Genomic DNA, 13,692 nt, shown 5'->3' on the forward strand with positions numbered 1-13,692 from the left:
ATTTGAATAATAACAACCAAACATAATACTACTACTCAATGTATGTCCTCTTGTGATATCTTAATTTTATAATCTTACTAATACGCCTTACTAACACCCTAAATCGGAGAAAAATGATGATTAAATATGTCCCTGATGTTACCTTTAAAACCCGTGTGCGTGATGAGTCTATCGGTGGTGACAATCCCTTTAAGTGGTATGACCTAACCACAGATGAGTTGTTCGCCAATAAAAAAGTGGTGGTGTTTTCATTACCTGGTGCGTTTACGCCAACGTGTTCGACCAGTCATCTGCCTCGCTATGAAGAACTTTACGATGAGTTTAAAGCGCTCGGTATTGATGAAGTTGTTTGTGTTTCTGTCAACGATGCTTTTGTGATGTACCAATGGGGCTTAAAGCAGAACCGTGAAAACGTCTTTTTGCTACCTGACGGAAATGGCGAATTCACTCGTAAAATGGGTATGCTGGTGGATAAAAGCAATCTTGGCTTTGGCATGCGCTCGTGGCGTTATTCGATGTATGTCGATAATAAAGAAATCAAAAAAGCGTTTGTTGAGCCTGATTATGGCGATAATTGCCCTATTGACCCGTTCGAAGTATCTGATGCCGATACCATGCTTAAGTATTTAAAAGAGAATGTTTAAGCTCATTTGCATTAATAGCGTACACTTAGCAAACTAAATAAAAAAGCCATTCAAGCTCGACGTTTGAATGGCTTTTACTTTGTCTGATGTGAGTAGCTATTCTCGCTTTTCGCTATTATCTTGGCTTGCAAGGCGACAGGCACAAATAGCAAATGCCGTTCCTGACTCAGCGATAACGCCCTTTGCTAAGTGCCTGTAACGCCTTGCTGCGTCAAGGATAACCGCTACAATCGAGGCTAGCGGTAACACCACGTTCTTGCAGAGTTTTATCGTGGTTTGAGTTATACGTTATTTGACGATATAGAGGTGAACGGTAGGGTACGCCTTGCGAGCTAAATTGATTATTAGAAGTTAATTTAAACATTGAATAGGACAGCTTGTCAGAACTTTTTTTACTAGTGGTTTTATAATTTTAAAATCGTCATTTTAAATGATGCGCGGGGCGCACCCTACGGGACTGACCTAACAAATCAAAGAGGTATATAATCATGACTAATGAATTTTATGATGATTTATCGCAATCATAAAGCCAAGCCCTAGATATTGCTAATGGAGATGCTAAGCCGAGCCGACAGTTTAGCCACGATGTCCCTGATATAAAGTTGGTTCGAGCCAAAACAGGCTTGAGTCAACAGCAGTTTTCTGAAAAGCTTAATATTAGCTCACGTACTTTACAAAACTGGGAACAGGGTACGAGAAATCCAACTGGGGCGGCGGTAACATTGATGCGATTGTTAGATAAAAAGCCTGAATTGATTATGGATGCTTAAGTGATTTTTTAGGGGGTTGGTTATAGCAACTCGCTTTTTAATGGTGAGCGGGAAGCATCCTACGGTTACTTTCAATACGACCATTTGCTCATTAATCCATGCCACTCATTCCAAAACTGAGTAAACCCATCAAATTCAAACTCATTGCTTGGTAACACCTTAAGTTTAGGCTGATAGAAGAGTTGTACCTCTTTGGCAAAAGCAATAATCATTTTTCTATAAGTCTCAAAATCCAGTTTGCCTTTTGTACCCCTTTCAGATGTGAATACAACATTACCATTTATGTGTTCTATCTTCCAATCAAAACCCGTAGGACAACCGCAGATTGTGACATGGTTTTCGTTATTAGGGCTGGGTATAAGAAAATTACCGCAACACGGAACAATTTGGCTACCGAATGACTCATAGTCACAATCCTTATCTAAAGACCTTAATAAATATAATGCAGTTGCGGAGAGAGCATATGAGCCATCTTTTTCGCTAATTACAATCTCATCGGCAATGCGCAAATATACTTCGCCATGAGAGCATAGATCTTCTTTATCATATCCATCATCATCCATTATCCAATGCTGACGGATAATATGTATATCGAAATCTGTTTGCATAAGTTTTTTATCAACTCTTAAGATTAATAGCTTGTAGGGTGCGCCCTGCGCACCAATTAATTTCTCAAAGGGTAGTTTAGTCGATTGGATTGGGAAAATTCGATAGGTGATTTCTAAAGTACACTTTATGTTTTCAGAAATTTCTTATGAAAGGCGCGCGAAGCGCACCCTGTAACTGTCAATGCTTTTGATTGACTTCTTTAGTTTATAAATGTTAATTAATAGCTTTAAGAGGTTATTTAAGATACAAGTTTACATTCCACGTACCACGGGTATATTGACTTAGGTGTAGCCTAAAACAACTACTACATAATTTTTAAAAACATAAATAAAACCTTCCTATATTCCCATTGCCTCTACTTTATGAGTTTACCAACGTGCATAATGAAACTGATCAAATCTGGAACTATTTGCATAACTAAAACCATCTAAATCAGGGAATAGAGTCATGTAACTAATGTCAAATATCTCTGTTAAATCCTTTATAGCTTGTGCTTTAAATTCCGGTGAAATATGTATAGCTATATAGGCATCAGGATTATCTTTAATAGCAATGCTACCTAGAGAATGGTGAATGGTTTTGCTATAAACAAACTGAGCTTTTTGCGATGCTATACGTTTGGTTACTTCTGGCGAATGCCATACTAAGGGGTGATCAACATTATTTATATTTTCGAATGCTTCTGAATAACTTTTAGAGGCGATGCCAGTCTTATTTTCATCACCTCCAACAAAACTAGAATGGAAGCCAAAAAGTAAACCATCTAAATCTGGATTAGAAGAACTGGCGAACCATAGTCCGACCAACAAGCTTCTAGATACATCTATGAGTCTTGTTGCTGCACCATGGTGTTGTAACTTTGCCAATAGCTCTAAGTCATTAAGCTCTCTTCCAGAATCATACCTATAACCCTGCTGTGTAGCATGATCTAAAAGTATATTTTCATAGTATTGTATGTCTGTTTCTTTGATTACATCTTTTGTTCTTGCAAGCCTTCGATATGCTGAACTATGAATAAACCAGCTAATATCACTTTGACCCCTCCAAAAATATGCTTTGAAGTGTTCTGAGTTGTGTTGTTTTATCACATCAAATAATTCACTAATATTTTCAGGTGAAGGTATGGTTCCATATATTTCACTATTATATTTTTTCATTATATATTTCGCACGATAGCAAAGGAGTTTTATAGAACATAATATCGTTGCTGGGCTAGAAGCCCAGCCTACAGATTTAGAGAACTTCATTTTTTACACCAACGTTGCAACGGAGATGCTGTTTAGCCCCGATTTGAGAAGCGTTATAAAAATTGCACTGCAATTTTAGCTTCGCAAGATAAAATCCCTTAAAAGGGATTTTCTGTAAGGATATTTCTAAAAATTGTAAAGCCCTCTAACCCCTAATGCGCCTCATCCCAATTATCACCCACACCGGTTTCAACCAACAACGGAACCGCAAAATCAATATCCCAGCCCAATTGCTTAGCAGTGACACTTAACACATCTTGCATGGCAGTTTTAATAAGCTCACCAATCTCATCGGCTTTATCGCTATCGACTTCAAACACTAATTCATCATGCACTTGCAATAGCATCGTGGCGTTCTCTTTGGGTAATACTTTATCCACGGCTATCATCGCCAGCTTAATAATATCGGCAGCGCTGCCTTGTAGCGGGGCGTTAATGGCGGCACGTTCAGCACCGCGGCGTACCATTTGATTGCTATGATTAATATCAGGTGTGTAGAGCTTACGACCGAGTATGGTCTCGATATAGCCTTTTTCAACCGCACTATTACGAGTATCTTGCATATACTGTCTAACCCCTGGGTAACGCTCAAAGTATTGATTGATATAGTCTTGCGCCTCTGAGCGGCTCATCTGTAATTGCTTCGCCAAACCAAACGCACTCATGCCATAGAGAAGCCCAAAGTTAATCGCTTTGGCGTTACGACGCTCAGTCGGGGTAACCTCATCAACTGTTTTGCCCAGTACTTCAGCAGCAGTAGCGGTGTGAATATCCAGCCCCTCTTTAAAGGCACGAGTAAGGTTTTTATCGCCAGAGAAGTGCGCCATCAGACGTAGCTCAATCTGTGAGTAATCCGCCGCCAATAGCACACGACCTTTAGGGGCGATAAAGGCTTGACGAATCAGACGCCCCGTCTTGGTACGAATAGGAATGTTTTGTAAGTTCGGATCAGTCGAGGACAAGCGCCCTGTACTGGTCAGTGCTTGATGATAGCTGGTGTGTACTCGGTCGGTATCTTTGTCAGCTACCGCATCAAGCGCATCGGTATAGGTGTTTTTCAGCTTGGCTAGACTGCGATATTCAAGCGCTATCTCAGCTAAGGGGTGGTCAATTTTAGATAGCACGGCTTCGCCCGTTGAGTATTGCCCTGACTTGGTCTTTTTACCACCAATCACGCCTAATTTATCGAACAATACTTCGCCCAATTGCTTGGGTGAGCCAAGATTGAATTCTTCTCCCGCTTCATTGTAAGCTTGCGTCTCTAGCTCAACAATCTCTTCATCAAAGCGTTCGGATAACTCATTTAAAAATGGCCGTTTAATCATGATGCCTGACGCTTCCATTTGGCACAGTATCTGCGCCACAGGAATTTCAAGCTCGTGCAATAGACGTTGATTAACGGCATCGTCTTTAAGCTTATCAGAGAACAGCTCAAACAGCTGATAGGTAATATCGGCATCTTCACACGCATAGTCACTGGCGATATCAATCGCTACTTTATCAAAGGTGACTTGTTTAGCGCCTTTACCGGCAACGTCTTCAAAACTGATGGTTTGCGTATGTAGGTAGTAGCGGGCCAGATCGTCCATGCTATGTCGGGTAGCAGCAGCGTTTAGGACGTAGCTAGCTAGCATGGTATCGGCTAACCAGTTTTTCGGCGTAGTGTTGATATTGATGCCGTACTTACTTAAAACATGCGTATCATATTTTAAATGTTGACCAATTTTACCAATCTTTGGGTTCTCTAAAATAGGTTTGAGTTTGGCAAGCACCGTATCACGGTCAAGCTGTTTGGCTATTAACGGGTCAACTTCGGCATCTGCTATCAGAGCAGCTTGTTCCGCTTCTTCCTTCTTGTTTTTAGCCTTTTTCATGGGCTCATTATAATCGACATGCTTAAGCGGTAAATAATAAGCCTCATGTGCCTGCAATGAGAATGACAGCCCAACAATCTCCGCTTCTCGCCAATCAATACTGGTGGTTTCAGTATCGACGGCAAAGTAGGGAGCGCTCTCAAGTCTCTCCACTAAAGTATCAAAGGCAGGCTCATCAAGGATGGTGTGCCATGCTTTTTCATGGTTTTTACTGTCTTTAATATGTTCAATGATTGACGCCTGCTTTTGGTTTTGCAACGTTTTCGCCACATGCGCTTGTGATTCCGCATCAGCTTTACTATCAGAAACACTGTCGCTGCTCGAATTAGCAGGATGATTGGGATGATCCAACGAGGCTAATTCATTTTTGAATTCAAGTTCGCTATATAAGTCGCGCAATTCATCAACAAATGCACTTGGATCGGTATTGATACGCAAATCTTCCCAATCTTGACCAATCTCCAAGTTGGTAATGATGGTTGCCAACTGTTTATCACGCGGAATATTATCGGCAAATTCGACCAGTTTTTCGCCCACTTTACCTTTAATATCGCTGGCATTAGCAAGGATATTGTCAACGGTATCGTATGTTTTTAGCCATTTAACGGCTGTTTTTTCGCCGACACTGGGGATGCCTTTGATACCGTCAGAGGCGTCGCCCATCAGCGTTAATAGGTCAATCATTTGATTAGGCTTAATACCGTATTTATCTTCAACGCCTTGCACATCGACGACCTTGCCAGAGAAGCTGTCTTCTAATAAAACACAATCGTTAATCAACTGCATCATGTCTTTATCGCCACTTGAAATGACCACATGATGCCCTTCTTGCACCGCACGATAGGTCAATGTACCGATAATGTCATCCGCTTCTGCCCCCTCAATGCGAAGTAGCGGAATACCCAACGCCCGAACCAAACGGTGGATATACGGGATTTGCTCTGCCAATTCCACATCCATTTTAGGACGATTTGCCTTGTAATCCTCTGACATAGCATGTCGAAACGTCGGCGACTTAGTATCAAAACACACTGCCATATGGGTGGGATGATAACGACGCATAAGTTTTAAAAGCGCATTAAGCGTGCCACGAATAGCATTGGTCATAAGACCTTGCGTATTCATCATGGTTTTGGGGAGGGCATGATAGGTACGGAATAGATAATATGATCCATCGACCAAGATGAAAGGTGGCTCATTTTTATTGATATGACTGGTATCCATTGTTGCTACATTAGGCAAATCGTCAAAAGTCGGCAAAACATTTGGATCAATAGCGTCATGTGAGGTATCGTTTGTCGTATCTAGAGTGCGGTCTGGCGTTGCAGTTTTTTTAAGGGCATTTTCAGTCATAGGATGTCGCTTTATTTATAAGGGTTTTATGTTTTAATAATAGCTAAGGTAGGTCCTTTAGGTATACAACCTTGTGGTTCATTATAACCAAAATTTAAGGCTTCGATAGAGAGATTATGGAAAGAGCGGGATAAACAAAAAACCCAAATCGCACGACTGCAATTTGGGTTTTGAGTATGTCTAATAAGGCCCACCTTGAATTAAATTAGTATGGGTTTACTCTCTTTATTCTTAGTTAGCTTGTCAATAACCTTTTATTTAACTTCTGACGATAACTGTACATCAATGTTGCCACGAGTTGCTTTTGAGTAGGGGCAAACTTCGTGCGCTTTTTCGACTGCTTTTTGAACCTCATCAGCGTTAAGGTCAGTATTGCTAGCAATAACATGCAATTTAGCCGCTATGCTATATTCGTGTTGCTCACTTTGTAATAAATCAACTTCTACTTCTGTCGTAGAATCAAAGCTAAGATTTTGCATTTTTTTAACCACATCTAAAGCGCTATCAAAGCATGCGCCATAACCCATGGCAAAAAGCTGTTCTGGATTATTTCCGTCAGCGGATGGGCTAGGGGGTTGCATATTAATAACTAAATCGCTGTCGCTTAAAGTCGCTTTGCCCATACGACCGCCACTGACTGAAGCTTTAGTAGAATATAATGTTTTCATAATAGGTCCTTGTGGTTATAAATATAATATTTCTTAAAGTATAATATTTCTTAAAGTAATGATGACAGTGTAAATGATAAATATTTAAAAGCATGATATCTACACTGTTAAAAAACTATAACAAAATACCAGTCTGGTTACATCAAATAAGGGATAAAAATTGTCCGGTCTAAGTTTGTTTTTTGTGAATAAATCTTTAATTTATGGCATTATATAAAAATATGAGTATTCGTTAGCAGAGTATAAATTATATATATTTAAATAATGGATAATGACACTGGTATTTTAATGAGATGATTTAATTAACTCATTAGTGATCTGATTTGAAAGGAAAGTACTATGACCAATAATAAGTTTAACTTGACGACATTTGCTACTGTTGCAAGCTTGATTTTAGTAGGCTGTGGGGGCGATAGTGATGATACGGGTGCTAAGCAAAAGGATGGTAACGTTGGTAACACCTCGATTTCAATAAATATCTTCGATAGTAAGTATAATGTAGCTGACAAAAAAGACGCCATAAAACGTGTCAAATGGGTTTTTGAAGATGGTAATCGTCAACTTATTGAAAAAGATCTTATTAGTGTCAACACAAGAGGGGGACTTAATAATAATGATATGGTTGTGCTCGGTAACAATTTTCAAAGCTTAATCAGTAAAGATATAGTTCAAGTTGAAGGTAATCAGGTTAAGTATGAATTAAAAGATTTAAAAACAGATCGCATGGAAAGCATCACTTATACATTTGTTCCCATTGATCTAACGGGCGTAACTGGCAAAGATGGTAACGTTGATAAAGGCACAGGATTGATAACTGACTTAAGTTACTATGATCAAATACCGGATACTGTCAGTTACCCTGAGGGTTCAGAGTGTTATGTTATTAAAACGAGTAGCAGTGATGACTTATACTTTTTTGATTTAGAAACGGATAAGACTAATTATGTTTCTTTAATGGATTGGGAAAAAGCATATTCTACTATAGCGTCAAAAAAACCTCACAGATTTGAGCAATTAAAGATAGGCCCAACTAACCAATACCCTGCGAGCCGCATTGTTTACGTTAATGATCCTAATAATGAGAATTATAATTATAGCGCGGTTAATTATGAAAACGTTATTTATGAATCTGAATATGCTACTAAAGGTAGTTATTCCGAAAATTATGACTTGTCTAAAGGTGCTGTAGACTGTTCAATCATTAATAATGTCGCTGCAGATTTTATTGAGGCTCAAATCTTAAAATATTACCAATAAAGTGTGAACGTTAAATCTTTACCATAATTTCTATAGGTGCGTTTAGAGGTTTCTAAATCGCGCCTTTTTTATAGGTAAAACCTGCACCCTAATGCTAAATCCGCTACAATACGCATTTATTTTTTAGATATAACAAAAAATTTCCAAACATGCACTATTTAAGTAGAAGCCATAAATTATGAGCGTAGATCCGAAAAAGCTAAATGCCGAAGTGGCCAAACGTCGTACTTTTGCCATTATCTCTCACCCCGATGCGGGTAAAACCACCATGACTGAAAAGCTGTTGTTATGGGGCAAAGCCATTCAGGTAGCCGGTGAGGTCAAAAGTCGTAAATCTGATCGACATGCAACATCTGATTGGATGAGTATGGAACAAGAACGTGGCATTTCGATAACCACATCGGTCATGCAGTTTCCGTATAAACAACACATCGTTAATTTGCTCGATACCCCAGGTCACGCCGACTTTAGTGAGGATACCTACCGCACGTTAACGGCAGTTGATAGTGCGCTAATGATGATTGATGGTGCCAAAGGGGTGGAGGCTCGAACGGTCAAATTGATGGAAGTGTGCCGGATGCGTGACACGCCTATCATCTCATTTGTTAATAAGTTAGACCGTCAAGTCCGAGATCCTCTTGAATTATTGAGTGAAATTGAGACCGTACTCAACATAAAATGCGTACCACTCACTTGGCCTGTGGGTATGGGGCAAGATTTTATTGGGGTATATCATTTAACCGAAAATAAGACCTACTTCTATGAAAAAGGTCATGGTGGCGAGATTACCGAGATTGAGACTCGAGAGGGCTACGACTATCCAGATGTACGTGAGCGGCTAGGCAATCTAGCGTTTGCAGAATTTGAAGAGTCTCTTGAGTTGGTGCAAATGGCACTCGAAGACTTTGAAGTTGATGCTTTTTTAGAAGGTAAGATGACACCTGTATTGTTTGGTACCGCACTGGGTAACTTTGGTGTGAATATGGTGCTGGATACTCTAGTTGACTATGCTCCTCCGCCAAAAGATCATCCTACTCACGAGCGGGTTGTTGAGTCAAAAGAAACCAGTTTTAGTGGTTTTGTGTTTAAAATTCAAGCCAACATGGATCCTCGACATCGTGACCGCATTGCCTTTATGCGTGTTTGCTCAGGCAAGTACTCTAAAGGTATGAAAATGAAGCATGTGCGTCTTGGCAAAGAGGTGCGTATCACGGATGCACTGACTTTCTTAGCAGGTGACCGTGAAGCATTAGAAGAAGCCTATCCGGGAGATATTATAGGGTTGCATAACCACGGGACTATTAGTATCGGCGACAGCTTTACCGAAGGAGAAACGCTGAACTTTACCGGTATTCCGCATTTTGCCCCTGAGCTTTTCCGCCGTGTGGTATTAAAAGATCCTCTCAAATCTAAAGCACTACAAAAAGGCTTGCAGCAGCTCAGTGAAGAGGGGGCGACTCAGGTATTTATGCCACAAGTCAATAATGACTTGATTTTAGGTGCAGTGGGCGTGCTGCAGTTTGAGGTAGTGGCGCACAGGCTTAAAGAGGAATACAAAGTACAGTGTACTTTTGAGCCGGTATCCATTGCTACGGTGCGCTGGATTCATTGTGATGACGAGATGGCACTTGCCAAGTTTAAGAAGAAGGCTCATGACCAGTTATCGCTAGATGGTGGCGGATATCTCACGTATCTTGCGCCAAGTCGTGTGAATTTGCAGCTGATGCAAGAACGTTATCCAGAAGTGACATTTAGCAACACGCGCGAACACTAATCTTGCCTTAATATTTTATAGTGAGCAGTTAGTGAGTACGTGTTCTCATTTAATTAATGGCTAAAGCTAAAAACCGACTACATTCTAAATCTTTAATAAGTTCAATAATATCTATGATATTGGGTTCAATATCTGCACAGGCAGCTACTTTTATTTATGAATACAGGTTCTTAAAAACTACAGATTTAAAATGGGATAGCTATTCAAAACTATACGGCTAAAACAATAGACTAGTTACGAAAATAATAGACTTCTAACTTGTATGGCTGACTTCTTAAAGTTCTAGAAATAGGTTAGTATAATATTAACTTAGGCCACGGAGATTTTTATGACAGCATCAAGTAATGAAAAATTGAATATTAAAGTTTGGCAGCTTAAAGCGCTCAATGAAGAGCTAGGTAAACTAACAGTGACCATTGAGGATACGTTAACTGTTGGACGTGACAAAGACAATAATATGGTATTAGGCAGTAAGCAGGTATCACGTAACCATGCGGAGCTTAGGGTCATTAATGGAACCCTTCAAGTAAGCGACCTTGGCTCTTCAAACGGCACATTTGTGAATGAGACAAAAATTGAGCCAAATTTAGCACATCCACTTAAGCTGGATGATGTGGTTAGTTTTGCTATCTATAAATTCCAAGTAAGCCAAGGAGTACAACAAAAAGCACAGGATGCAACCCCTGTAGAGTCTAATTCAAATACGCCAGTTAAGCCTGACAAAACCGTAGAATTAGCGGCGTCTGCAACCACAGATGGTATCCCAAAGAACTTAGAAACTGCTAATTTAGAGGTTGCTAAAGAGCAGGGAGTCGAAGATTTAATTAAATCTCAAGCATCCATTGATACTAGCGCTCAGACGGATGATCACCCCATTGATCATCCTATTAAGACAGAAGAAGTGGATACGTCAAACAAAGCCACATTAAATGAGCAACTAGAAAAGGAGTTAGAGGAGCCTATTGCCTATGGCGATCCTGATCAAGATAGCTCCGAACTAAATAAGCCCGCTGTTCAAGAGGAGGGGGTAGACAAAGTCAGTGACGCTCCTGATATTGAGTCGGCTAATAATAATGAACACTTCAATGAGCTTGCAAAAGAATCTGATTCGGATGTGTTACGTGCCAAACAAGCCGCTACTACAAAACTCTCTGGCACTGTAGATATTGACCCAACACTTTCTGAAAAAGAACCAAGTTCTTTGAATACAGTTGATGAACAACAACAACATGATGTGGCACATGTTAATAGAAGTAACACAAGTGCCAATCAAGCTCCTGAACGTAAAGTCAGTAGTTTGTGGTGGATAATATTGATTTTACTGGGCTTAGCAGCTGCTTTGTGGTTATTCAACAGCGGCCAAATGGGCTAGGATATGTAACAGAAAGAAATAATTTATAAAAAAACGAAATTAGGGGTTGTGTTTTAGACAATATTTGCTAGAATACTCCCCACTTTGAAGGAACAAGCCGACTTAGCTCAGTTGGTAGAGCAACTGACTTGTAATCAGTAGGTCGCCAGTTCGATTCCGGCAGTCGGCACCATTCTTCATAGTGAGTTAGATTGTTTAACTATTCAAAGTTAAATTATTTCAACAGTTACATTGATTAAGTAATACTGCTGCATAGCAACAATGTAAGACCAATTATTTATTAAGTAATATTGTTATTGCGTTTTACAAACTCGGTGGGGTTGGGGAGCGGTCAAACCCAACAGACTGTAAATCTGTCGCGAAAGCTTCGAAGGTTCGAATCCTTCCCCCACCACCATTTTCTAGTAGCATTATTTTCGATAATGTTCAGTCGATATTCAGTCTTTATCAGTATACAGCCTGGATTTGTATAACAGTCCTAAAGACTGCTGATACCGCGGGTGTGGTATAATGGTAACACCTCAGCCTTCCAAGCTGATGACGCGGGTTCGATTCCCGCCACCCGCTCCAAATTTGTTATACTCCTTTAGTAGTTATAAAAATTAATGCTCATATAGCTCAGCGGTAGAGCACTCCCTTGGTAAGGGAGAGGTCTCGAGTTCAATTCTCGATATGAGCTCCAGTATTCATGCCTGACCTAATCTTATGTTAAGGTTTGAATCCGAGAAATAAAGATAGATGTTAATTGAGATGTTTACAAGGGCGAGTGATGACCTTGAGCCACTTGGAATTACATATATAAATTAGTTGAATTAGGCAGCACTTAGTGTTGCCTTTTAGTGCTATAAAAAGGTAGCTATGAGTAGATCACTACTCATTATAATTTTAAGTCTCATTTAATTTAATAAACCAATAAGAGGACACACTCATGGCAAAGGCCAAGTTCGAACGAAACAAACCACACGTAAACGTAGGTACAATCGGCCACGTTGACCACGGTAAAACGACCCTAACAGCCGCTATAGCAACCGTAGCAGCAAAAACATCAGGCGGCGAAGCAAAAGACTACGCAGCTATTGACAGTGCCCCAGAAGAAAAAGCACGTGGTATCACAATTAACACCTCACACATCGAATATGACACAGAAGCACGTCACTACGCTCACGTAGACTGCCCAGGTCACGCCGACTACGTAAAAAACATGATTACCGGTGCAGCCCAAATGGACGGCGCAATTTTAGTCGTATCAGCCACAGACGGCCCAATGCCACAAACCCGTGAACATATCTTATTATCACGTCAGGTAGGCGTACCATACATTTTGGTCTTCATGAACAAATGTGACATGGTAGACGACGAAGAACTATTAGAACTAGTAGAAATGGAAGTACGTGAACTACTATCAGACTATGACTTCCCAGGCGATGATACCCCAATCATCAAAGGCTCAGCCCTAGAAGCCCTAAACGGTAGCGACGGCCCCTATGGCGAACCAGCCGTACTAGAACTACTCAATACCCTTGACACCTACATACCAGAACCAGAACGTGACGTAGATAAGCCATTCCTAATGCCTATCGAAGACGTATTCTCAATCTCAGGTCGTGGAACCGTAGTAACCGGACGTGTTGAATCAGGTATCGTAAAAGTAGGCGACGAGATTGAAATCGTTGGTATCAAAGACACTCAAAAAACCACCTGTACAGGTGTAGAGATGTTCCGTAAGCTACTAGACGAAGGTCGTGCAGGCGAGAACTGTGGTGTACTACTACGTGGTACTAAGCGAGAAGAAGTACAACGTGGTCAAGTACTAGCAAAACCAGGTTCAATCACACCGCATACCAAGTTTGACGCAGAAGTATACGTATTATCAAAAGAAGAAGGTGGTCGTCACACTCCATTCTTAAATGGATACCGTCCGCAGTTTTACTTCCGTACGACTGACGTAACTGGTGCCATTCAGTTAGAAGAAGGTACAGAGATGGTTATGCCAGGCGATAACGTAGAGATGGGCGTAGAGCTTATCCATCCAATCGCTATGGACAAAGGCTTACGCTTCGCTATCCGTGAAGGTGGCCGTACGGTTGGTGCTGGTGTTGTCTCTACTGTTAAAGACTAATAGTA

11 protein-coding genes and 4 tRNA genes are annotated in these 13,692 nt (G+C 40.5%); 10 read left to right on the forward strand and 5 right to left on the reverse strand.

Annotated features, from left to right (window positions below):
- Positions 1 to 113 precede the first annotated feature (113 nt).
- Positions 114 to 644 carry a redoxin family protein gene (locus AC2SLL_RS10625; RefSeq protein ID WP_486531666.1) on the forward strand — a complete coding sequence of 177 codons (531 nt, stop codon included), beginning with the start codon at positions 114 to 116 and terminating at the stop codon, positions 642 to 644.
- A gap of 96 nt (positions 645 to 740) precedes the next feature.
- On the opposite strand, the gene AC2SLL_RS10630 is transcribed toward AC2SLL_RS10625, so the two are convergent.
- The gene (locus tag AC2SLL_RS10630) at positions 741 to 893 is read right to left on the reverse strand and encodes a hypothetical protein (RefSeq protein ID WP_486531667.1); all 153 of its coding nucleotides are present in this window, start codon (positions 891 to 893) and stop codon (positions 741 to 743) included.
- 293 nt (positions 894 to 1,186) lie between these two features.
- Between AC2SLL_RS10630 and AC2SLL_RS10635 the strand changes: the two genes are divergently transcribed.
- Complete coding sequence (locus AC2SLL_RS10635) at positions 1,187 to 1,414, forward strand: helix-turn-helix domain-containing protein (RefSeq protein WP_486531681.1); 228 nt, start codon at positions 1,187 to 1,189, stop codon at positions 1,412 to 1,414.
- 71 nt (positions 1,415 to 1,485) lie between these two features.
- Here the strand turns inward: AC2SLL_RS10635 and AC2SLL_RS10640 are convergent, their stop codons facing one another.
- The 4 genes from AC2SLL_RS10640 to AC2SLL_RS10655 all read right to left on the reverse strand — a co-directional run bounded on the left by AC2SLL_RS10640 (position 1,486) and on the right by AC2SLL_RS10655 (position 7,165).
- Positions 1,486 to 2,022, reverse strand: a complete 537-nt coding sequence (locus tag AC2SLL_RS10640) for a hypothetical protein (protein WP_486531668.1) — start codon at positions 2,020 to 2,022, stop codon at positions 1,486 to 1,488.
- A 369-nt stretch (positions 2,023 to 2,391) separates the two neighbouring features.
- A complete protein-coding gene (locus AC2SLL_RS10645) occupies positions 2,392 to 3,270 on the reverse strand; it encodes an FRG domain-containing protein (RefSeq protein WP_486531669.1) in 879 nt (292 codons plus the stop codon).
- A 152-nt stretch (positions 3,271 to 3,422) separates the two neighbouring features.
- Positions 3,423 to 6,368: a DNA polymerase I gene (gene polA / locus AC2SLL_RS10650; RefSeq protein WP_486531682.1), complete on the reverse strand. Its 2,946-nt coding sequence runs from the start codon at positions 6,366 to 6,368 to the stop codon at positions 3,423 to 3,425.
- Between the two features lie 383 nt (positions 6,369 to 6,751).
- On the reverse strand, positions 6,752 to 7,165 hold the full coding sequence (locus AC2SLL_RS10655; RefSeq protein ID WP_486531670.1) for an Ohr family peroxiredoxin: 414 nt from the start codon (positions 7,163 to 7,165) through the stop codon (positions 6,752 to 6,754).
- Between the two features lie 339 nt (positions 7,166 to 7,504).
- Here AC2SLL_RS10655 and AC2SLL_RS10660 point away from each other — a divergent pair, with 339 nt between their 5' ends.
- The 8 genes from AC2SLL_RS10660 to tuf all read left to right on the forward strand — a co-directional run bounded on the left by AC2SLL_RS10660 (position 7,505) and on the right by tuf (position 13,687).
- Positions 7,505 to 8,422, forward strand: coding sequence for a hypothetical protein (locus AC2SLL_RS10660; protein WP_486531671.1), 918 nt, complete (start codon positions 7,505 to 7,507; stop codon positions 8,420 to 8,422).
- A gap of 178 nt (positions 8,423 to 8,600) precedes the next feature.
- Positions 8,601 to 10,196 carry a peptide chain release factor 3 gene (locus AC2SLL_RS10665; RefSeq protein WP_486531672.1) on the forward strand — a complete coding sequence of 532 codons (1,596 nt, stop codon included), beginning with the start codon at positions 8,601 to 8,603 and terminating at the stop codon, positions 10,194 to 10,196.
- A gap of 328 nt (positions 10,197 to 10,524) precedes the next feature.
- Entirely contained in the window at positions 10,525 to 11,568 is a 1,044-nt protein-coding gene (locus AC2SLL_RS10670; protein WP_486531673.1) for an FHA domain-containing protein, read from the forward strand.
- 96 nt (positions 11,569 to 11,664) lie between these two features.
- A tRNA-Thr gene (locus AC2SLL_RS10675) sits at positions 11,665 to 11,740 on the forward strand.
- Between the two features lie 141 nt (positions 11,741 to 11,881).
- Positions 11,882 to 11,965: transfer RNA gene (locus tag AC2SLL_RS10680), tRNA-Tyr, on the forward strand.
- 99 nt (positions 11,966 to 12,064) lie between these two features.
- A tRNA-Gly gene (locus tag AC2SLL_RS10685) sits at positions 12,065 to 12,138 on the forward strand.
- Positions 12,139 to 12,175: 37 nt separating this feature from the next.
- Positions 12,176 to 12,250, forward strand: a tRNA-Thr gene (locus AC2SLL_RS10690).
- Between the two features lie 246 nt (positions 12,251 to 12,496).
- Positions 12,497 to 13,687, forward strand: a complete 1,191-nt coding sequence (gene tuf / locus AC2SLL_RS10695; protein ID WP_486531674.1) for an elongation factor Tu — start codon at positions 12,497 to 12,499, stop codon at positions 13,685 to 13,687.
- The last annotated feature ends 5 nt before the right edge of the window (positions 13,688 to 13,692 follow it).

This window comes from Psychrobacter sp. CX97, assembly GCF_057396285.1.